Origin of the sequence: Pseudomonas sp. ES1 (genome assembly GCF_050586605.1) — a bacterium.
Taxonomy (GTDB): Bacteria; Pseudomonadota; Gammaproteobacteria; order Pseudomonadales; family Pseudomonadaceae; genus Aquipseudomonas; species Aquipseudomonas sichuanensis.
This window is the reverse complement of sequence record NZ_JBOBDM010000026.1, coordinates 58033-78484: the sequence shown is the minus strand read 5'-3', so window position 1 is coordinate 78484 and position 20452 is coordinate 58033. Positions and strand designations below refer to the sequence as shown.

General features: G+C 62.3%; 18 protein-coding genes. 1 reads left to right on the top strand and 17 read right to left on the bottom strand.

The genetic code is table 11. The annotated features are described in order from the left end of the window. Positions 1-3: 3 nt before the first annotated feature. The 17 genes from ACQ4N9_RS13165 to rpsB all read right to left on the bottom strand — a co-directional run bounded on the left by ACQ4N9_RS13165 (position 4) and on the right by rpsB (position 19319). Positions 4-951 (bottom strand): acetyl-CoA carboxylase carboxyltransferase subunit alpha, encoded by a 948-nt coding sequence (locus ACQ4N9_RS13165; RefSeq protein WP_110992408.1) that lies wholly within the window; start codon positions 949-951, stop codon positions 4-6. Positions 952-1058: 107 nt separating this feature from the next. Further along, positions 1059-4583, bottom strand: a complete 3525-nt coding sequence (gene dnaE, locus ACQ4N9_RS13160) for a DNA polymerase III subunit alpha (RefSeq protein ID WP_390968055.1) — start codon at positions 4581-4583, stop codon at positions 1059-1061. Positions 4584-4772: 189 nt separating this feature from the next. Then, positions 4773-5396, bottom strand: a complete 624-nt coding sequence (rnhB, locus tag ACQ4N9_RS13155; RefSeq protein ID WP_390968056.1) for a ribonuclease HII — start codon at positions 5394-5396, stop codon at positions 4773-4775. A gap of 1 nt (position 5397) precedes the next feature. After that, a complete protein-coding gene (gene lpxB, locus ACQ4N9_RS13150) occupies positions 5398-6525 on the bottom strand; it encodes a lipid-A-disaccharide synthase (RefSeq protein WP_390968057.1) in 1128 nt (375 codons plus the stop codon). A 1-nt stretch (position 6526) separates the two neighbouring features. Further along, positions 6527-7303: an acyl-ACP--UDP-N-acetylglucosamine O-acyltransferase gene (gene lpxA, locus ACQ4N9_RS13145; protein ID WP_390968058.1), complete on the bottom strand. Its 777-nt coding sequence runs from the start codon at positions 7301-7303 to the stop codon at positions 6527-6529. Then, positions 7300-7740: a 3-hydroxyacyl-ACP dehydratase FabZ gene (fabZ, locus tag ACQ4N9_RS13140; RefSeq protein ID WP_110992413.1), complete on the bottom strand. Its 441-nt coding sequence runs from the start codon at positions 7738-7740 to the stop codon at positions 7300-7302. Before fabZ ends, lpxA begins: the two co-directional genes overlap by 4 nt. Before the next feature lie 114 nt (positions 7741-7854). Beyond that, entirely contained in the window at positions 7855-8910 is a 1056-nt protein-coding gene (gene lpxD / locus ACQ4N9_RS13135; RefSeq protein WP_390968059.1) for a UDP-3-O-(3-hydroxymyristoyl)glucosamine N-acyltransferase, read from the bottom strand. Between the two features lies 1 nt (position 8911). Continuing rightward, entirely contained in the window at positions 8912-9415 is a 504-nt protein-coding gene (locus ACQ4N9_RS13130) for an OmpH family outer membrane protein (protein ID WP_110992415.1), read from the bottom strand. A 44-nt stretch (positions 9416-9459) separates the two neighbouring features. Then, positions 9460-11820, bottom strand: a complete 2361-nt coding sequence (gene bamA, locus ACQ4N9_RS13125; RefSeq protein ID WP_390968060.1) for an outer membrane protein assembly factor BamA — start codon at positions 11818-11820, stop codon at positions 9460-9462. A 75-nt stretch (positions 11821-11895) separates the two neighbouring features. After that, the gene (gene rseP / locus ACQ4N9_RS13120; RefSeq protein WP_125465211.1) at positions 11896-13248 is read right to left on the bottom strand and encodes a sigma E protease regulator RseP; all 1353 of its coding nucleotides are present in this window, start codon (positions 13246-13248) and stop codon (positions 11896-11898) included. Positions 13249-13281: 33 nt separating this feature from the next. Beyond that, on the bottom strand, positions 13282-14472 hold the full coding sequence (gene ispC / locus ACQ4N9_RS13115; protein ID WP_390968061.1) for a 1-deoxy-D-xylulose-5-phosphate reductoisomerase: 1191 nt from the start codon (positions 14470-14472) through the stop codon (positions 13282-13284). Then, a complete protein-coding gene (locus ACQ4N9_RS13110; protein ID WP_125465213.1) occupies positions 14469-15284 on the bottom strand; it encodes a phosphatidate cytidylyltransferase in 816 nt (271 codons plus the stop codon). The genes ispC and ACQ4N9_RS13110 overlap by 4 nt, the downstream gene beginning before the upstream one ends. Further along, positions 15284-16039 carry a polyprenyl diphosphate synthase gene (gene uppS / locus ACQ4N9_RS13105; RefSeq protein WP_153787566.1) on the bottom strand — a complete coding sequence of 252 codons (756 nt, stop codon included), beginning with the start codon at positions 16037-16039 and terminating at the stop codon, positions 15284-15286. Before uppS ends, ACQ4N9_RS13110 begins: the two co-directional genes overlap by 1 nt. Before the next feature lie 15 nt (positions 16040-16054). Then, complete coding sequence (gene frr, locus ACQ4N9_RS13100; protein WP_232880398.1) at positions 16055-16612, bottom strand: ribosome recycling factor; 558 nt, start codon at positions 16610-16612, stop codon at positions 16055-16057. Next, positions 16609-17352, bottom strand: coding sequence for a UMP kinase (gene pyrH, locus ACQ4N9_RS13095; protein WP_016392310.1), 744 nt, complete (start codon positions 17350-17352; stop codon positions 16609-16611). Before pyrH ends, frr begins: the two co-directional genes overlap by 4 nt. A gap of 177 nt (positions 17353-17529) precedes the next feature. Next, a complete protein-coding gene (gene tsf, locus ACQ4N9_RS13090) occupies positions 17530-18393 on the bottom strand; it encodes a translation elongation factor Ts (protein WP_125465216.1) in 864 nt (287 codons plus the stop codon). A gap of 188 nt (positions 18394-18581) precedes the next feature. Beyond that, positions 18582-19319: a 30S ribosomal protein S2 gene (rpsB, locus tag ACQ4N9_RS13085; RefSeq protein WP_110992423.1), complete on the bottom strand. Its 738-nt coding sequence runs from the start codon at positions 19317-19319 to the stop codon at positions 18582-18584. A 348-nt stretch (positions 19320-19667) separates the two neighbouring features. Between rpsB and map the strand changes: the two genes are divergently transcribed. Continuing rightward, entirely contained in the window at positions 19668-20450 is a 783-nt protein-coding gene (map, locus tag ACQ4N9_RS13080) for a type I methionyl aminopeptidase (RefSeq protein ID WP_110992424.1), read from the top strand. The last annotated feature ends 2 nt before the right edge of the window (positions 20451-20452 follow it).

Genomic DNA, 20452 nt, shown 5'->3' with positions numbered 1-20452 from the left:
GTATTAGAGACCGTAGCTCATCAGGCGATCGTAACGGCGCTTGAGCAGCGCATCGTTGTCGAGCTTGCCGAGCATGTCCAGCTGTTCGATCAGGTCGGCACGGATGCTTGCAGAGACCTTGGCCGGATCACGGTGGGCGCCGCCCAGCGGCTCCTGGATGACCTTGTCGACGATGTTCAGGCTCTTCAGGCGATCGGCGGTCACGCCCATGGCCTCGGCAGCGTCGGCGGCACGGTCGGCGGTCTTCCACAGGATCGAGGCGCAACCTTCCGGCGAGATCACCGAGTAGGTCGAGTACTGCAGCATGTTCAGCTGGTCGCACACGCCAATGGCCAGTGCACCGCCGGAACCACCTTCACCGATCACGGTGGCGATGATCGGGGTCTTCAGGCGCGCCATCACCCGCAGGTTCCAGGCGATGGCTTCGCTCTGGTTGCGCTCTTCGGCGTCGATGCCCGGGTAGGCGCCCGGGGTGTCGATGAAGGTCAGGATCGGCATCTTGAAGCGCTCGGCCATCTCCATCAGACGGCAGGCCTTGCGGTAGCCCTCCGGGCGCGGCATGCCGAAGTTGCGGCGAACCTTCTCGCGCACTTCGCGGCCTTTCTGATGACCGATGACCATCACCGGCTTGTCGTTGAGGCGCGCGGTACCACCGACGATGGCGGCATCGTCGGCGAAATGACGGTCGCCGTGCAGCTCTTCGAATTCGGTGAAGATGTGGTCGATGTAGTCGAGGGTATACGGACGGCGCGGGTGACGGGCCAGGCGAGCGATCTGCCAGCTGGTCAGGTTGCCGAAGATGCTCTCGGTCAGTGTGTTGCTCTTGTCTTGCAGACGGGCAATTTCATCGCTGATGTTCAGCGAGTTGTCGTTGCCTACCAGGCGCAGGCCTTCGATCTTGGCTTGCAGGTCGGCAATCGGCTGTTCGAAATCGAGAAAATTCGGGTTCATAGTCATCCGTCTTGGGTCTACGGCCAGGCGGCCGGCCGGTTGATCCGTTTGGCGCCCTACCTTAAGGGATCAGGCGCATTCAGGTCGAGATTAAATTTTTTGTCGATTCAACGATATTGCAGGAAGACGTTCTCACGCCCGAACTGGTCACGCAGTGCCTGAATCAAGCCGTCGGCCGGGTCGATGCACCACTGGTCGCCGAACTGCAGCATGGCCTTGGCGTCGCTGCCGGTGTACTCCAGGGTGATCGGGCAGCCCCCGCGATGACGGGTGATCAGCTCGCCCAGCCACTTCAGCCGATCGCCCTTGAGCGCCTCATGGGCGACTTTCAGGCGCAGGCTCTCGGCCAGCTTGGTGCGTGCATCCTCCATGGTCATCACCGTCTTGACCCGCAGGCGCAGGCCGCCGGAGAAGTCATCGTTGCTGACCTCCCCTTCCACCACCACCATGGCGTCGGTCTGCAGCAACGCTTGCGCGGCCATGAAGGCGTCGGCGAACAACGAGGCTTCGATACGCCCGGAGCGGTCGTCCAGGGTCACGAAGCCCATCTTGTCGCCCTTCTTGTTCTTCATCACCCGCAGGGCAATGATCATCCCGGCAATGGTCTGGGTGTCACGCGCCGGCTTGAGGTCGATGATGCGCTGGCGGGCGAAGCGGCGGATCTCGGTCTCGTATTCGTCGATCGGGTGGCCAGTGAGATACAGCCCGAGGGTGTCCTTTTCGCCCTTGAGGCGCTCCTTGAGCGTCAGCTCGCGCACCTTGCGGTGGTTGGCGTAGACGTCGACATCCGCCTCGTCGAACATGCTGCCAAACAGGTCGACGTGACCACTGTCGGCGGTGTGCGCCGCCTGCTCGGCAGCCTTGACGGCCTCGCCCAGCGCCGACAGCAAGGTTGCGCGGTTGATGTCGATGTTGGCCTGGTAGGCCTTGATCTCGTCATGGAAGTGCGGGCCCAGGCGGTCCAGCGCACCGCTGCGGATCAGCGCGTCGAGGGTACGCTTGTTGACCCGCTTGAGGTCGATGCGTTCGCAGAAGTCGAACAGGTCCTTGAACGGGCCGCCTTGCGCCCGCGCCTCGACAATCGCCTCCACCGGCCCCTCACCCACGCCCTTGATCGCACCCAGGCCATAGACGATGCGGCCATCGTCGTTGACGGCGAACTTGAAGTCGGAGAAGTTCACGTCCGGCGCATCGAGCCGCAGCTTCATGCTGCGCACTTCCTCGACCAGCACCACCACCTTGTCGGTGTTGTGCATGTCCGCCGACAGTACCGCAGCCATGAACGGCGCCGGGTAGTGGGTCTTCAGCCAGGCGGTCTGGTAGGAAACCAGGCCATAGGCCGCGGAGTGGGACTTGTTGAAGCCGTAACCGGCGAATTTCTCTACCAGGTCGAAGATGTTACCCGCCAGATCCGCATCGATGTTGTTGCCGACGCAACCCTCGATGAAACCGCCGCGCTGCTTGGCCATCTCCTCGGGCTTTTTCTTACCCATCGCCCGGCGCAGCATGTCGGCGCCGCCGAGGGTGTAGCCGGCCATCACCTGGGCGATCTGCATCACCTGTTCCTGGTACAGGATGATGCCGTAGGTGGGCGCCAGTACCGGCTTGAGGCCTTCGTACTGGTAGTCGGCGTGCGGGTAGGCCAGCTCGGCGCGGCCGTGCTTGCGGTTGATGAAGTCGTCCACCATGCCCGACTGCAGCGGGCCGGGACGGAACAACGCCACCAGTGCGATCAAATCTTCCAGGCAGTCGGGCTTGAGCTTCTTGATCAGCTCTTTCATGCCGCGGGATTCAAGCTGGAACACTGCAGTGGTCTCGGCCTTCTGCAGCAGCTCGTAGGTCTTGCGGTCATCCAGCGGGATGAAGTCGATGTTCACGTCGGGCAGATTGTTCTTTTTCTGCTCGCGATTGATGATCTCCATCGCCCATTTGATGATGGTCAGCGTGCGCAGGCCGAGGAAGTCGAACTTCACCAGGCCCGCGGCCTCGACGTCGTCCTTGTCGAACTGGGTCACCAGGCCGCCGCCCTCTTCGTCACAGGCGATCGGCGAGAAGTCGGTGAGCTTGGTGGGCGCGATTACCACACCACCGGCGTGCTTGCCGGTACCGCGGGTGACACCCTCGAGCTTGAGGGCCATGTCCCAGATCTCGCGGCCATCCTCGTCGCTCTTGAGGAAGTCACGCAGGATTTCTTCCTGCTCGTAGGCCTTCTCCAGGGTCATGCCCACTTCGAACGGGATCATCTTCGACAGCCGGTCGGCCAGGCCGTACGACTTGCCCTGCACCCGCGCCACGTCGCGCACCACCGCCTTGGCGGCCATGGTGCCGAAGGTGATGATCTGGCTGACCGCATTGCGGCCATAGGCCTCGGCCACGTAGTCGATCACTCGGTCGCGGCCATCCATGCAGAAGTCGACGTCGAAGTCGGGCATGGAAATACGTTCAGGGTTGAGGAAACGTTCGAACAGCAGGTCGTAGGCCAGCGGGTCGAGGTCGGTGATCTTCAGAACATAGGCCACCAGCGAGCCGGCACCCGAACCCCGGCCCGGGCCAACCGGCACATCGTTGTTCTTGGCCCATTTGATGAAGTCCATAACGATCAGGAAGTAACCGGGGAAGCCCATCTGGATGATGATGTCCAGTTCGAACTTCAGGCGGTCCAGGTAGACCTGGCGCTTCTCTTCGTAGTTGGGCGTGGTCTCTTTCGGCCAGAGCACCGCCAGGCGCTCTTCCAAGCCTTCGTGGGAGACATGGCGCAGGTAGTCGTCGATGCCCATGCCGTTGGGCGTGGGGAAATCGGGAAGGAAGTACTTGCCCAGCTGCACGGTGATGTTGCAGCGCTTGGCGATTTCCACGGTGTTGGCGATAGCGTCAGGCAGGTCGCTGAACAGCTCGGCCATCTCTTCGGCGGACTTGAGGTACTGCTGGTCGCTGTAGCCGCGTGGCCGACGGGGGTCGTCGAGGGTCCAGCCTTCGCCGATGCAAACTCGGGTTTCGTGGGCGTCAAAGTCCGACTGCTTGATGAAACGCACGTCGTTGGTCGCCACCAGCGGCGCGCCGAGCTTGTCGGCCAGGGCCACGGCGGCGTGCACGTATTCTTCGTCACCGGCACGGTTGGTGCGCTGCACCTCGACGTAGAAGCGCTCCGGGAACATGCCCATCCAGTCGCCGAGCAAGGCCTCGGCCTCATTCTCGCGGCCCGCCATCAGCGCCGCGCCGATATCGCCTTCCTTGCCTGCGGACAGGGCGATCAGGCCCTCGCTGGCCGGGGCGATCCATTCACGCTGGATGATCACCAGGCCATTGCGCTGGCCGTCGGTCCAACCTCTGGAGATCAGCTCGGTGAGGTTGCGGTAGCCCTGAGGGTTCATGGCCAGGAAACAGATCCGCGACAGCGGTGCTTCTGGATCGCTGCCCGCCAGCCACAGGTCTGCGCCGCAGATCGGCTTGATACCGGCGCCCATGGCGGTCTTGTAGAACTTCACCAGCGAGCACATGTTGCTCTGGTCGGTGATCGCCACCGCCGGCATGTTCATCCCGGCCAAGGCCTTGGCCAGCGGCTTGATCCGCACCAGGCCGTCGACCAGGGAGAATTCGGAATGCACGCGAAGGTGAATGAAGGAAACCGACATGGAAAGTCCTGTAGCAGTGCTGAACGACAAGGGCGGGATTGTAGCGTAAACGGGCGGAATGTATGGGGCCGCTTCGCAGCCCTTTCGCCGGCAAGCCGGCTCCCACAGTTACAGTGCAGCTCTTGAAGTCTGCACCGGCCTGTGGGAGCCGGCTTGCCGGCGAAAAGGGCGCGAAGCGGCCCCAATGGATCAGATCAAGGAAGTGGACAGCCCCTCACGGGCCTCCCAAGCCGCCCGCACCGGCGCGAACGAGCGCCGGTGAATCGGCGTAGGCCCAAGCCGTGCCAGCGCCTCCAGGTGCACCGGCGTCGGGTAGCCCTTGTGCCCGCCGATCCCGTAGCCCGGGTAGATCAGCTCGAACGCGCTCATCTCACGGTCACGGGTGACCTTGGCCAGGATCGACGCGGCGGCAATGGCCGGCACCTGGGAATCCCCCTTGACCACTGGCGCCGCCGGCACCGCCAGTTTCGGGCAGCGGTTGCCGTCGATCAGCGCCAGTTTGGGCGTGACGTGCAACCCTTCGACCGCGCGCTGCATGGCCAGCATGGTGGCTTGCAGAATGTTCAGGCGGTCGATTTCCTCGACCTCGGCGCGGGCGATGCAGAAGCTCAGGGCTTTCTCGCAGATCTCGTCGAACAACGCCTCGCGCTTGGCTTCGGTGAGTTTCTTCGAGTCGTTCAGGCCAAGGATCGGGCGCCGAGGATCGAGGATCACCGCTGCAGTCACGACCGCGCCGCACAGCGGGCCGCGGCCGACTTCGTCGACACCGGCGACCAGGTCCTCGACCAGGTTGAAATCCAGTCCCATCTGCATGTCAGCGATCCTTCAACAGGGCAAGCACCGCGTCAGCCGCCTGATTGGAGGCGTCACGGCGCAGGGTACGGTGGATCTGATCGAAGCTTTCGGTCTGCTGCGAGCCGTCCTTGACCAGCGGTGCCAGGGTCTGGGCCAGGGCTTCGCTGGTGGCGGCGTCCTGCAGCAGCTCCGGCACCAGCAGGCGCTGGGCCAGCAGGTTGGGCAGCGACACGTAGGGGCTCTTGACCATGCGTTTGAGGATCCAGTACGTCAGCGGCGCCAGGCGATAGGCGACCACCATCGGCCGCTTGTACAGCATCGCCTCCAGCGTGGCGGTACCGGACGCGATCAGTACCGCATCGCACGCCGCCAGGGCTGTGTGCGACTGGCCGTCCAGTAGGGTCAAGGGCAGCTCGCGCCCTGCGAGCATCTGCTCGACTTGCGCACGCCGCGCGGCATTCGCGCAGGGCAGCACAAAGCGTACGCCCGGCACCAGCTCGACCAGACGCTGGGCAGCGTCCAGGAACAGTGCGCCCAGGCGCCCTACTTCGCCGCCACGGCTACCTGGCATCAACGCCACCACTGGCCCGGCGGCCAGCCCGAGTTCGCTGCGGGCTCCGCTGCGATCAGCCTCTAACGGTATGGTGTCAGCCAACGGGTGGCCGACGAACCGCACCGGCACGCCCTGCTCTTCATAGAAGCGCGCCTCGAACGGCAGCAGGGTCAGCATCAGGTCGCAGCCTTCGCGAATCTTCAACACGCGCTTCTGCCGCCACGCCCATACGGATGGGCTGACGTAGTGCACGGTCTTGATCCCGGCCTGACGCAGCTTGAGTTCGATGTTGAGGGTGAAGTCCGGCGCGTCGATACCGATGAAAACGTCGGGCTTTTCGTCGATCAGCGTCTGGATCAGCAGCTTGCGCCGCTTGAGCAGCTCACGCAGGCGCCCCAGCACTTCGACCAGGCCCATCACCGCCAGGCGTTCCATGGGGAAGTAGGACGTCATGCCCTCAGCTTCCATCAAGGGCCCGCCCACGCCGATGAAGCGCACATCGGGGTGGCGGGCCTTGATGGCGCGCATCAGGCCGGAGCCAAGGATATCGCCGCTGGCCTCACCCGCGACCAACGCAACACAGAGTTGGGCCATATCAGCGGGTGATGCCGCGCGCGGAATCGACGATCGATTTGCGGAACACATCGACTTCAGGGAACTGGCTGGCCAATTCCTCAAGTTCCTTCAACGCTTCTTCGACGGTCAGCCCCTGGCGATAGACCACCTTGTAGGCACGGCGCAGGGCATGCAGCACTTCGTCGCTGAAACCGCGACGGCGCAAACCTTCGAAGTTCATGCTGCGTGCTTCGGCCGGGCTGCCGAATACCGTGACGAACGCCGGGACGTCCTTGCCGATCGCCGTCCCCATGCCGGAGAAGGCGTGGGCACCGATGTGGCAATACTGGTGCACCAGCGTGTAGCCGGAGAGGATCGCCCAGTCACCCACATGCACATGGCCAGCCAACGCAGTGTTGTTGACCAGGATGCAGTGGTTGCCAATCACGCTGTCGTGGCCGATGTGCGCGTAGGCCATGATCAGGTTGTGGTCGCCCAGGGTGGTTTCCGAACGGTCCTGCACGGTACCGCGATGGATGGTGACACCCTCGCGAATCACATTGTGATCGCCGATCACCAGGCGGGTGAGTTCACCCTTGTACTTCAGGTCCGGGGTGTCTTCACCGATGGAGCTGAACTGGTAGATACGGTTGTGTTTGCCAATGCGGGTCGGGCCCTTGAGCACCACATGGGGCCCGATAACGGTACCCTCGCCGATTTCCACATCAGGGCCTACGATCGACCAAGGGCCGACCTCGACGCCTTCGGCCAACTTGGCCGAGGGGTCGATGATCGCCCGAGGGTCAATCGAATTCATAGGGACTGTTCCGCGCAAGTGATTTCTGCCGAGCAGACGGCCTTGCCATCAACCAGCGCACGGCATTCGAACTTCCAGATCATGCGCTTGCGGCTGATGAATTTGGCTTCCAGCACCAACTGGTCGCCCGGCAGCACAGGCTGGCGGAAACGCAGCTTGTCGGAGCCGACGAAGTAGTACAGGGTGCCATCAGCCGGTTTGGCATCGAGCATCTTGAAACCGAGAATCCCGGCCGCCTGGGCCATCGCCTCGATGATCAGCACGCCCGGCATGATCGGGTGCTGCGGGAAATGCCCGTTGAAGAACGGCTCGTTGATGCTGACATTCTTGTAGGCACGAATGCTCTGGGCCTCGAAATCCAGATCCGTGACCCGGTCCACCAGCAGGAACGGGTAACGGTGAGGCAGGTATTCGCGAATCTCGTTGATGTCCATCATTTCGGGGGGAAGCCTGTAATAAGAATAGGGAGCGCAGGTGCTGACCACACGCTCCTTTTGCAGATCCAAAGAGGAGCCAGCTAGCGATTGTGCACGCTTGCTCAGAAAGCCGTATTAGCCTTCTGATGTCGGCTGGCCACCTGAGGTCACTGAATCGACACGTTTTTCCAACTGCTGCAGGCGCTTGGCCGTCTCGTCCAGCTGGCGAATCCGCGCGGCACTCTTGCGCCATTCGGCCAGTGGTTGCATGGCCGTGCCAGAAGAATAGCCGCCTGGCTCGGTGATCGAACGGGTAACCATGGTCATGCCGGAAACGAATACGTTGTCGCACACCTCGATATGCCCGACCATGCCGACACCGCCCGCAATCATGCAATGCTTGCCGATCTTGGTGCTGCCGGAAATACCGACGCAGGCCGCCATCGCCGTGTGGTCACCGACCTGCACGTTGTGGGCGATCTGGATCTGGTTGTCGAGCTTGACGCCATTGCCGATCAGGGTATCCGACAGCGCACCGCGGTCGACGGCGGTGTTCACGCCAATCTCCACGTCATCGCCCAGCGTCACGCCACCGATCTGGGCGATCTTCTGCCACACGCCCTTCTCGTTGGCGAAACCGAAGCCCTCGCCACCGATCACGGCGCCAGACTGGATGACCACACGCTTGCCGATGGTCACGTCGTGATACAGCGTGACCCGCGGCGCAAGCCAGCCACCCTCACCAATGACGCAACGGGCACCAATGAAGCAGTGCGCGCCGACCGTGACGTTCGCGCCAATACGCACGCCGGCTTCGATCACCGCGAAGGGACCGATGCTGGCGCTGGCATCCACCTGTGCGTCCTCGGCTACCACGGCGCTGGGATGAATTCCCGCCACAGCCTTGGGCTTGGGGTCGAACAGGTGCGAAATACGCGCATAGGCAAGATACGGGTCGGGCACGATCAGTGCGTTGCCGGCAAAGGCTGCGGCATCCTCGGCCTTGAGCAGCACCGCACCTGCCTGGGCATTGTCCAGGTACTTGCGGTACTGCTTGTTGGCGAGGAAGCTCAGTTGCCCGGGCCCGGCCTCCTGCAAGGTGGCCAGCCCACTGATCTGCAGCGCCTCGGGGCCCTTGAGCTCAGCCCCGAGGGCCTCGGCCAGCTGGCCGAGCGTCATGGTCACGGTCATATCAACGGGCTTGGTTCATGCGCTCGATGACCTGGCGGGTGATGTCGTACTGCGGTTTGACATCGATGACCGCGCCACGCTCGAGCACCAGATCAAAGCCACCCTTCTTGATCACTTCTTCGACAGCGCCGTCCAGCTTGGGCTTGAGCTGCTTGAGCATGTCGCGGTCGGCCACGGCCTTGGCTTCGTTCAGCTCCTTGGACTGGAACTGGAAGTCACGGGCCTTCTGCTTGAATTCGAGCTCCAGGCGCTCGCGCTCAGGCTGGGCCATTTTATCGCCGCCCTTGATCAGGCGATCCTGGATGCCTTTGGCGCTGCTTTCCAGGCCCTTGAGCTTGGTCAGTTGCGGGCCGAATTTTTTCTCGGCGTCAACGGCGTACTTCTTGGCCGCATCGGACTCGAGCAGGGCCATCTGATAGTTCAGCACGGCAACCTTCATTTCGGCGAAAGCCGGGGTGGCGACCAGCGCCGCAGCCACGAGGGCCAGTTGGGTCAACTTACGCACGATGCACTCCTGGATAAACCGTTGTCGTTATGCAAGGGCCGACCTTAGAAGGTCTGGCCCAGAGAGAATTGGAACACCTGGGTGTCGGCGTCGTCCGGCTTCTTGATCGGCATCGCCAGGCTGAAGCTCAACGGGCCCAGCGCGGTGATCCAGGTCACACCCAGACCAACGGAGCTGGCCATGTCGGAGAAACCGACCTTGGTGCAATCCGGCTTCGAGCCGCAATTGGTGTCGAACACGTTACCCACATCCCAGAACACGGAGGTGCGCAGGGAACGCTGGTCCTTGACGAACGGCAGCGGGAACAGCAGTTCTACACCGCCCTGCACCAGCACGTTGCCACCGAACGGCAGCGGATCCTGGTCCGGGTCGGCGATGGTGCCCTGGTTACCCGTAACGGCTGCACCGCGGCTTGGCGTGCTGCGCGGCCCCAGGCTGCTGTCCTTGAAACCACGCACGGAGTTGAAGCCACCAGCGTAGTAGTTCTCGTAGAACGGCAGGCCCGAAGTGCTACCGAAGCCATCACCATAGCCCAGCTCGGTGTGCAGGCGCAGGGTGTAGTCGTTATTGATTGGCTTGAACAGCTGGCCGCGGTAGTCGAGCTTGTAGAACGACAGGTCGCTGCCCGGCACGGTGGTTTCCAGGGTCAGGCTTTGCGAGTGACCACGGGTTGCCAGCACACCTTTGTTCAGGGTCGATTCGGACCAGCCGACCGAAGCCTTGAAGTTAAGGAAGCTGTCACCCTCGTCCTGAATGAACTTGAAGATCTCGTCGACGGTGTAACGGCCGGTCTTGAGCTTGTCCTGCTGCACGGTCAGGCCGTAGGTCAGGCGCGAAGTCTCGCTGATCGGGTAGCCGAGGCTGACGCCGGCACCGAGGCTGTCGACCGCATAGCTGGCCACGTCGACATCGAGGTCGTCGTAGTTGGTGCTGCGGTAGAAGGCGTTGTAGCCCAGGCTCACGCCGTCGGCAGTGAAGTAGGGGTCAACGAAGCCGAAGTTGTAGCGGGTCTGGTATTCCGAACGAGTCAGGCCGATGGACACCTTGTTACCAGTACCCAGGAAGTTGGTCTGGCTGATCGAGCCACCGAGGATCAAACCGGCACTCTGGGCGAAACCGACGCTGGCGGTGATCGAACCGGAGGCCTGCTCTTCGACGCTGTAGTTGACGTCGACCTGGTCGTCGGTGCCTGGCACCGCCGGGGTCTCGACGTTGACTTCCTTGAAGAAGCCCAGGCGCTCGAGGCGGGTCTTGGACTGATCGATCAGGTAGGTCGAAGCCCAGCCACCTTCCATCTGGCGCATTTCACGACGCAGCACTTCGTCTTCGGTCTTGGTGTTGCCGCGGTAGTTGATGCGGTTGACGTAGGCACGCTTGCCCGGATCGACGACGAACATGATGTCGACGGTGTGATCCTGGTCGTTAGGCTGTGGCACGCCGTTGACGTTGGCGAAGGTGTAGCCCTCGTTACCCAGGCGGCGGGTAATGAGGTCGGAAGTGGTGGTCATCACCTTGCGCGAGAACACCTGGCCCGGCTGTACCAGCAGCAGCGACTTGACCTGGTCTTCGGGGACCTTGAGGTCGCCGGAGAGCTTCACGTCACGGACGGTATACTTCTCGCCTTCATTGATGTTGACGGTGATGTAGACGTGCTTCTTGTCCGGGGTGATGGACACCTGGGTGGACGCGATGTCCATGTTGATGTAGCCGCGGTCCAGGTAATAGGAGCGCAGGCGCTCGAGGTCACCGGACAGCTTCTCGCGGGCGTACTTGTCGTCGTTCTTGAAGAACGACAGCCAGTTGGTGGTTTTCAGCTCGAACAGCTGGCCCAGGGTTTCGTCGTCGAACACCGTGTTGCCGACCACGTTGATGTGCTGGATCGCAGCGACGGTGCCTTCGTTGATCTTGATCTTCAGGCCAACCCGGTTGCGCGGCTGCGGCACGACTTCGGCGTCGACTTCGGCCGAATAGCGGCCCTGGGCCACATACTGGCGCTGCAGTTCGTTACGCACGCCTTCGAGCGTCGCGCGCTGGAAGATCTCGCCTTCGGCCAGGCCCGACTGTTTGAGGCCCTTCATCAGGTCTTCGGTGCTGATGGCCTTGTTGCCTTCGATCTCGATGCTGGCGACCGACGGGCGCTCGACCACGTTGATGATCAGGACATTGCCGTCGCGATTCAGCTGGATGTCCTGGAAGAAACCGGTCTTGAACAGCGAGCGGGTGGAGTCGACCAGACGGCGGTCATCGACCTGATCGCCGACGTTCAGCGGCAGGGCGCCGAACACGCTGCCGGCGGAAACCCGCTGCAGGCCGTTGACACGAATATCGGAGATGGTGAAGGACTCGGCGTGAACTTCAGCGATCATCAGTGCGGAGAGGACCGCAGTTAGCAGCAGACGTTTCATGAAGTCCTTTTATTCCAACTGGCAATAAACAACCCGCCGCAAAGAGGCAGCAGGTTTCGCGATTGAGCGAAGCTTTTATAGTCGACCCAGATCGTTGATCAGGGCGAGCAACATCACCCCTATGACCAAACTGATACCGATCTGGACCCCCCAACCCTGCACCCGATCCGAGAGCGGACGACCGCGCGCCCACTCGATCAGGTAGAACAGCAAATGCCCCCCATCCAGTACTGGAATAGGCAGCAAATTCAGAACCCCCAGGCTTATGCTCAGGTAGGCCAGGAAATTCAGGAAATCCCCAACGCCCGACTGGGCTGAAGCGCCCGCCACTTTAGCAATGGTTATCGGTCCGCTCAAGTTTTTTACCGAGAGCTCCCCGAACAGCATTTTCTTCAACGATTCAAGGGTCAGGACACTCATGCTCCAGGTCCGCGAAAGGCCCTCGCCCACGGCCTCAAGCGGGCCGTAGCTGACTTCGCGGAGCATCTGCGGCGGCCATTGCGCGCCTTTCACACCGGCGCCCAGATAACCACCGGCTGCCTGGCCTTCACCCTTGCGCGCCAGCGTTACCGGCAGCTCCAGCTGCGCGCCGTCACGTTCGATGCGCAGATTGACCTTTTGTTCAGGGCGGGCGCGAACGGCATCGACCACCTGCTGCCAGTCAGCCAACGCCACACCATCGAGGGCCAACAGCTTGTCGCCGGTCTTGAGCCCCGCCGCTGCGGCAGGGCCCTTGGGATCGATCTCGGCCAGCACCGGCGTCACTGCCGGGCGCCATGGGCGCAGGCCAAGCGACTGGATCGGGTCGGGCTCATCGACGCCCTTGAGCCAATGGCTCAACTGGATATCGCGCTGCTGCGGGGCCGTTGCGCCCTCATCGAGTACGCCCACGCGCAGGGTGCCGCTCTCGCCGAGGCGACGTACCAGTTGCAGGTTGACCGCCGACCAGCCATTGGTCGGCTCACCGTCAACCGAGACAATTTCCTGACCCGCGCTCAAGCCGGCGACAGCCGCCAGGCTGCCCGACTCGACTGCACCGATGACCGGGCGCACCTGCTGGGTGCCGAGCATGGCGATGACCCAGAAGAACAGGATGGCGAGCAGGAAGTTGGCGATGGGACCGGCGGCAACGATGGCGATGCGCTGGCGTACCGACTTGCGGTTGAACGACTGCTCGATCAGCGCCGGCGGGACCTCGCCCTCGCGCTCATCGAGCATTTTGACGTAGCCACCCAGGGGGATGGCTGCCACCACGAACTCGGTACCCTGCCGATCATGCCAACGCAACAGCGGCGTGCCGAAGCCTACCGAGAAGCGCAGCACCTTGACGCCACAGCGCCGCGCCACCCAGAAGTGACCGAACTCGTGAAAAGTGACCAGCACACCCAATGCCACCAGGGTGCCAACAATCATGTACAGCGCAGTCATGTGCTATCTCCGCAAGACGTTCGGTGCTGCCGCTCAGCGGCCGTGGCGCCTCAGCCACTCACGGGACAGCTCCCGCGCACGCTGGTCGGCGGCGAACACCGCATCGAGGGTGGCAACTGGCACCACAGGCTCCTGTTCGAGCACCTGCTCGATCATACTCGCGATCTCCGGGAAGCGGATACGCCGCGCCAGGAACGCGTCCACCGCCACTTCGTTGGCGGCATTGAGTACCGCTGGCGCACTATTGCCCGCCTCGGCAGCCTGACGCGCCAGGCGCAGGCAAGGGAAGCGCTGTTCGTCGGGGGCCTGGAAATCCAGACGGGCGATGGCGAACAGGTCCAGTGGCGCAACCCCCGAATCGATACGCTCCGGCCAGGCCAGGGCGTTGGCGATCGGGGTACGCATGTCCGGGTTGCCCAGCTGGGCGAGCACCGAGCCATCGACATAGTCGACCAGCGAGTGGATCACGCTTTGCGGGTGCACCACCACTTCCACGGTCGCAGGCGCCGTATCGAACAGCCAGCAGGCCTCGATCAGCTCCAGGCCCTTGTTCATCATGCTGGCCGAGTCGACCGATATCTTGCGCCCCATGGACCAGTTGGGATGGGCACAGGCTTGTTCAGGCGTGACATCGACCAGCGCCGCCGCCGGCATTTCGCGGAACGGGCCGCCCGAGGCAGTGAGCAGAATGCGCCGCACCCCCACCGCACTCAGGCCGCGGGCGTAGTCGCCTGGCATGCACTGGAAGATCGCATTGTGCTCGCTGTCGATCGGCAGCAGCACGGCGCCACTGCGACGCACGGCGTCCATGAACAGCGCGCCGGACATCACCAGCGCTTCCTTGTTGGCCAGCAGCACCTTCTTGCCCGCCTCGACCGCCGCCAGGGTTGGACGCAAGCCTGCGGCGCCAACGATGGCCGCCATCACTGCATCCACTTCCGGCGCGGCCGCGACCTGGCACAAACCTGCCTCACCCTCGAGCACCTCGGTGGCGCAGCCTGCAGCAGCCAAGCCCGCACGCAGACGGATGGCCGCTTCGGCGCTCGGCACCACGGCGAACGCCGGACGATGGCGCTCGCACAGCGCCAGCAACTCGTCGACTCGGGAGTAGCCGGTCAGCGCGAAGACCTGGTAGCGCTCGGGGTGTCGGGCAATGACATCCAGGGTACTCAGGCCGATGGAGCCGGTAGCGCCCAGTACCGTGATGCGCTGCACGCCACTCACAGTACACCCCACTCGGCGGCCCACAGCAGCACGGCGAACATCGGAATGGCCGCGGTCAGGCTGTCGATACGGTCGAGCACGCCACCGTGGCCGGGCAGCAGGTTGCTGCTGTCCTTGATCCCTTCGCGGCGCTTGAACATGCTCTCGGTCAGGTCACCGACCACCGAAGACATGACCACCACCACTGCGCCCAGCAAGCCCAGCAGCAACTGGCCAACACTCCAGTCGCGGTACAGGGCAACACCCAGGCTGATCAGCAGGCTGACGGCCAGCCCACCGTAGACACCTTCCCAGCTCTTGCCCGGGCTGACCTGCGGCGCCAGCTTGCGCTTGCCGAAGGCACGCCCCGAGAAGTAGGCGCCGATGTCGGCGGCCCAGACCAGCACCATGACCGCCAGGATCAGCCAGTTGCCCTGCGGCCAGTGCTTGAGCAGCACCAACCCCTGCCAGGCCGGCAACAGGATCAGCAGGCCGATCAGCAAACGACAGGCGGCGCTGGTCCACAGCTCGTTGCTGCGCGGGTAGGTCAGCACCAGCCAGGTGGCCAGTGCCCACCAGATCACCGAGGCACCCAGCACCCAGGGCGCAAGGTCGGGCATGAGATAGAGCAGCATCAGCGCGCCAGCGACCACCGCGGCATAGGCAATGCGCAGCGGCTGGGCCACCAGCCCGGCCAACCGCGCCCACTCCCAGGCACCCAGCGTGACCACGAAGCCGATGAACAAGGCGAAATCCCCACCGTTGAGCAGGAAGAAACCACCCAGCGCGACCGGCAACAGGATCAGCGCAGTAATGATGCGTTGTTTAAGCATTAAGCACGGGCTCCGGCTTCGACCTGCTCGCTGGTCTTACCGAAGCGGCGCTGGCGCGAAGCGAAATCGGCCAGCGCGTTACGCATGGCCTCGTGTTTGAAGTCCGGCCAGAACAGGTCGGAGAAGTACAGCTCGGCATAGGCCAGCTGCCACAGCAGGAAGTTGCTGATGCGACGCTCGCCGCCGGTGCGGATGCACAGGTCGGGCAGCGGCAGGTCACCAGTGGCCAGGCACGTCTGCAGCAGCTCGGGAGTGATGTCGTCCGGGCGCAGATGACCGGCCTGGACTTCCCGCGCCAGGCGCTGGGCCGCCTGGGCGATATCCCACTGACCACCGTAGTTGGCGGCAATCTGCAGGATGAACCGATTGCTGCCGGCAGTGGCTGCCTCGGCCTCGCGCATCGCTGCTTGCAGTTCAGGGTGGAAGCGCGAACGGTCGCCAATAATGCGCAGGCTGATGTTGTTGTCATTCAGCCGCTTGGCCTCGCGGCGCAACGCAGAGAAGAACAACTCCATCAACGCCCCGACCTCTTCGGCCGGGCGCTGCCAGTTCTCGCTGGAGAAGGCGAACAGAGTCAGTACTTCAACCCCGGACTCGGCGCAGACTTCGATGACCGCACGCACGGCATCGACACCCGCCTTGTGCCCGGCAACACCGGGCAACAGGCGCTTCTTCGCCCAGCGATTGTTGCCATCCATGATGATCGCGACGTGACGCGGCACCGAAGACGGTGCCGCCAGCTTGGTCTTTTCCATTAAAAAACCTCGGCCTTAGACGGCCAACAGGTCCTTTTCCTTGGCTTTGTACGCGGCGTCGACTTCGGCGACGAACTTGTCGGTCAGCTTCTGGATTTCGTCAGCGGCGCGACGCTCTTCGTCTTCGCTGATTTCCTTGTCCTTGGTCAGCTTCTTCAAGTCGGCAAGGGCATCGCGGCGCACGTTGCGCACGGCAACCTTGGCATCTTCGGCAACGCCGCTGGCCTGCTTGGTGTAACCCTTGCGGGTTTCCTCGGTCAGGGCCGGCATCGGTACACGGATGGTGGTACCGGCGCTGGACGGGTTCAGGCCCAGGTCGGAGGTCAGGATGGCCTTCTCGATGGCTGCGCTGAGGTTCTTGTCGTGCGCGACGATCTTCAGGGTGCGGGCATCTTCGACGGTGATCGCGGCCACCTGGTTCAGCGGCATGTCGCTACCCCAGGCCGAGACCTTGACGCTGTCCAGGATGCTCGGGTGGGCACGGCCGGTGCGGATGGCAGCCAGGTGGCGACCCAGCGCCTCGATGGACTTGCCCATGCGGTCCTGGGCGTCTTTCTTGATGTCGTTGATCATTTCTGAACTTCCTCGATCAGGGTTCCTTCAGCGCCGCCGTGCACGATGTTCAGCAGGGCGCCAGGCTTATTCATGTTGAAGACGCGCAGCGGCATCTTGTGGTCGCGGCACAGACAGATTGCCGTCAGGTCCATCACACCCAGCTTGCGATCCAGCACTTCATCGTAGGTCAGATGATCGAACTTCTCGGCATGCGGGTCTTTGAATGGATCTGCAGTGTATACACCATCGACCTTGGTTGCTTTCAATACTACGTCGGCATCGATTTCGATGGCGCGCAGGCAAGCGGCAGAGTCGGTGGTAAAGAACGGGTTGCCGGTACCGGCAGCGAAGATCACCACTTCTTTGGCGTTCAGGTGGCGCATGGCTTTGCGGCGATCATAGTGATCGGTCACACCGACCATGGAGATGGCCGACATGACGATGGCGGTGATGTTCGCACGCTCCAGCGCGTCGCGCATGGCCAGGGCGTTCATCACAGTTGCCAGCATGCCCATGTGGTCGCCGGTGACACGGTCCATGCCGGCTGCGCTGAGCGCCGCACCACGGAACAGGTTGCCACCACCGATCACCAGACCGACCTGAACACCGATACCGACCAGCTGGCCGACTTCCAGCGCCATGCGATCCAGGACCTTGGGGTCGATCCCGAACTCTTCCGAGCCCATCAGGGCCTCGCCGCTCAGTTTGAGTAGAATGCGTTTATAGCGAGCCTGATAACCACTGCCCTGCTGAGCCATTGCGAATCTCTCCTGCGGCGTTTGTAAAATTCTGGCGGGCTGTTTCAGCCTGCGCGTAACTCTAGCGTGACGCAGCTTCTGCGTCAGCGAGCAGCGGTTGGGTAAACCGCTGCCGCTTTGACAAAGAGGCTGCGCGCGTGAGCGGGCAGCCTCTTTGGGGCGACAGACGAGTCTGTCTTACTGCTTGGCAGCAGCCAGCTGAGCAGCAACTTCTTCAGCGAAGTTGTCGACTGGCTTCTCGATGCCTTCGCCTACTTTGAAGTAGGTGAAGGAAACGATTTCAGCACCGGCTTTCTTGGCCAGCTCGCCGACTTTGACTTCCGGGTTCATGACGAAGGCCTGCTCTTTCAGCGACGCTTCGGCTTTGAACTTGGAAATACGGCCGTTGACCATGTTTTCAACGATGTTTTCCGGCTTGCCGGCGATCTTGTCGGCGTTCAGCTGCAGGAAGACGTTCTTCTCGCGCTCGACGGCCTCGGCGGAAATTTCCGACGCATCCAGGAACTCTGGGTTCGACGCTGCAACGTGCATGGCGATGTTCTTGGCCAGCTCGACGTCGCCGCCTTTCAGGACAACGACAGCACCGATCTTGTTGCCGTGCAGGTAGGCACCGACAACGTCACCCTCAACGCGCACCAGGCGACGGATGTTGACGTTCTCGCCGCACTTGGCAACCAGGGCTTCACGAGCGGCTTCGCGGGAAGCGATCAGCGGAGCAGCTTCGGTCAGCTTCTGAGCGAAGGCTTCTTCAACGCTTTCAGCGACGAAGTTCTTGAAGTCGTCTTGCAGGGCCAGGAAGTCGGTCTGCGAGTTCACTTCCAGCAGAACAGCGGCTTTACCGTCGGTCTTGACCGCGATAGCGCCTTCAGCGGCAACGTTGCCGGCTTTCTTGGCGGCCTTGATGGCGCCCGAAGCACGCATGTCGTCGATGGCTTTTTCGATGTCGCCGCCGGCCTTTTCCAGGGCCTTCTTGCAATCCATCATGCCTTCGCCGGTACGCTCGCGCAGTTCTTTGACCAGCGCTGCAGTAATTGCTGCCATTTCAAAATCCTCTTGGAAAGTTTTTCAACCATTCCACCCGCTCTTCACGGGCGTTAAATTCTGCAAATCCGCTGCTTTTATGCATCAGCGCGCCCATGATGCGGGGCCGTTGCTGACAGCAGGATTTCAAGGTGGCAAAAAGGGGGCCTAGCCCCCTTTTTGCGTGCCAAGTAGACGCTAAGCGTCAATTACTCAGCAGCAGGTGCAGCCGCTTCTTCAACGTAGACTTCGGTGCCGCCAGCAACGTTGTTGCGGCCGCGGATGACGGCGTCAGCCATCGAAGTCATGTACAGCTCGATGGCGCGGATGGCGTCGTCGTTACCTGGAATGACGTAGTCAACGCCTTCTGGGCTGCTGTTGGTATCGACAACGCCGATAACCGGGATGCCCAGCTTGTTGGCTTCGGTGATCGCGATGCGCTCGTGATCAACGTCGATAACGAACAGTGCGTCAGGCAGACCGCCCATGTCCTTGATACCACCCAGGCTGCGGTCCAGTTTTTCCAGATCGCGCGAACGCATCAGGGCTTCTTTCTTGGTCAGCTTGGCGAAGGTGCCATCTTCGGCCTGGACTTCCAGGTCGCGCAGACGCTTGATCGAAGCACGGATGGTCTTGTAGTTGGTCAGCATGCCGCCCAACCAGCGGTGGTCAACGTATGGCGAACCGCAACGAGCAGCTTGCTCGGCGACGATCTTGCCGGCGGAACGCTTGGTGCCGACGAACATGATCTTGTTCTTGCCCTGGGCCAGGCGCTCGACGAACGACAGAGCGTCGTTGAACATCGGCAGGGTTTTTTCCAGGTTGATGATGTGGATCTTGTTGCGCGCGCCGAAAATGTACTTGCCCATTTTCGGGTTCCAGTAACGGGTCTGGTGGCCGAAGTGCACACCGGCCTTCAGCATATCGCGCATGTTGACTTGGGACATGATAGTTCCTTGATAAGTCGGGTTGGGCCTCCACGCATCCCAATGACCAACCCGCGAATCCATGGACTCGGGGCACCCAGGTCATCGTGTCGACACGTGTGTGGGTTTGAGCTTACGGAGGTCATCCCCCGAAAGCGGCGCATTTTATACCACAGAGTACGAACGAACGGAACCCGCATGATGCTTCGTCCGTCAGCGGCTTTTGCAGCGGCCCCGCTTTGGGGCCAGAATGCCTTCAATAGACCGCCGGAACTACCGGTTTATCCCGACAGATCGCCACCGCGCTCTGTTAGAATCCGGCCTTTCCCGTTTGTTTGCGCCGTACGCGGTGCCGTAGAGAGCCTGTTCATGACCGTTACCATCAAGACTGCAGAAGACATCGAAAAGATGCGCATTGCCGGCCGCCTGGCCGCCGAAGTGCTGGAAATGATCGAAGCGCACGTCAAGCCCGGTGTCACCACCGAAGAGCTCGACCGCCTGTGCCATGACTACATCGTCAACGTCCAGCAGGCTATCCCGGCGCCGCTCAACTACAAAGGCTTCCCCAAGTCGATCTGCACCTCGATCAACCATGTGGTGTGCCACGGCATCCCCAACGAGAAGCCGCTCAAGGACGGTGACACCATCAACATCGATGTCACCGTGATCAAGGACGGCTACCACGGCGACACCAGCCGCATGTTCCACGTCGGCACCGTCGCCCCCTGGGCCGAGCGCCTGTCGCAAGTCACCCAGGAGTGCCTGTACAAGGCCATCGAGCTGGTCAAGCCGGGCTGCCGCCTGGGCGACATCGGCGAAGTGATCCAGAAGCACGCCGAGAAGAACGGTTTCTCGGTGGTCCGCGAGTTCTGCGGCCACGGCATTGGCAAGGTGTTCCACGAAGAGCCGCAGATCCTGCACTACGGTCGCGCTGGCACCGGCATGGAACTCAAGGAAGGCATGACCTTCACCATCGAGCCGATGATCAACCAGGGCAAGGCCGACACCAAGGTACTGGGCGACGGCTGGACCGCCATCACCAAGGACCGCAAGCTCTCCGCCCAGTGGGAACACACCCTGGTGGTGACCGCCACCGGCTACGAGGTGTTCACCCTGCGCAAGGACGACACCCTGCCGCGCACCTCGGCCTGATA

Coding starts and splice junctions, on each gene's coding strand:
- frr (WP_232880398.1), bottom strand. CDS start 16,612: ATGATCAACGACATCAAGAAAGACGCCCAGGACCGCATGGGCAAGTCC.
- ACQ4N9_RS13110 (WP_125465213.1), bottom strand. CDS start 15,284: ATGCTTAAACAACGCATCATTACTGCGCTGATCCTGTTGCCGGTCGCG.
- fabZ (WP_110992413.1), bottom strand. CDS start 7,740: ATGATGGACATCAACGAGATTCGCGAATACCTGCCTCACCGTTACCCG.
- map (WP_110992424.1), top strand. CDS start 19,668: ATGACCGTTACCATCAAGACTGCAGAAGACATCGAAAAGATGCGCATT.
- lpxB (WP_390968057.1), bottom strand. CDS start 6,525: ATGGCCCAACTCTGTGTTGCGTTGGTCGCGGGTGAGGCCAGCGGCGAT.
- ACQ4N9_RS13165 (WP_110992408.1), bottom strand. CDS start 951: ATGAACCCGAATTTTCTCGATTTCGAACAGCCGATTGCCGACCTGCAA.
- rseP (WP_125465211.1), bottom strand. CDS start 13,248: ATGACTGCGCTGTACATGATTGTTGGCACCCTGGTGGCATTGGGTGTG.
- lpxD (WP_390968059.1), bottom strand. CDS start 8,910: ATGACCGTGACCATGACGCTCGGCCAGCTGGCCGAGGCCCTCGGGGCT.
- rpsB (WP_110992423.1), bottom strand. CDS start 19,319: ATGTCCCAAGTCAACATGCGCGATATGCTGAAGGCCGGTGTGCACTTC.
- lpxA (WP_390968058.1), bottom strand. CDS start 7,303: ATGAATTCGATTGACCCTCGGGCGATCATCGACCCCTCGGCCAAGTTG.
- dnaE (WP_390968055.1), bottom strand. CDS start 4,583: ATGTCGGTTTCCTTCATTCACCTTCGCGTGCATTCCGAATTCTCCCTG.
- rnhB (WP_390968056.1), bottom strand. CDS start 5,396: ATGCAGATGGGACTGGATTTCAACCTGGTCGAGGACCTGGTCGCCGGT.
- bamA (WP_390968060.1), bottom strand. CDS start 11,820: ATGAAACGTCTGCTGCTAACTGCGGTCCTCTCCGCACTGATGATCGCT.
- tsf (WP_125465216.1), bottom strand. CDS start 18,393: ATGGCAGCAATTACTGCAGCGCTGGTCAAAGAACTGCGCGAGCGTACC.
- uppS (WP_153787566.1), bottom strand. CDS start 16,039: ATGGAAAAGACCAAGCTGGCGGCACCGTCTTCGGTGCCGCGTCACGTC.
- pyrH (WP_016392310.1), bottom strand. CDS start 17,352: ATGGCTCAGCAGGGCAGTGGTTATCAGGCTCGCTATAAACGCATTCTA.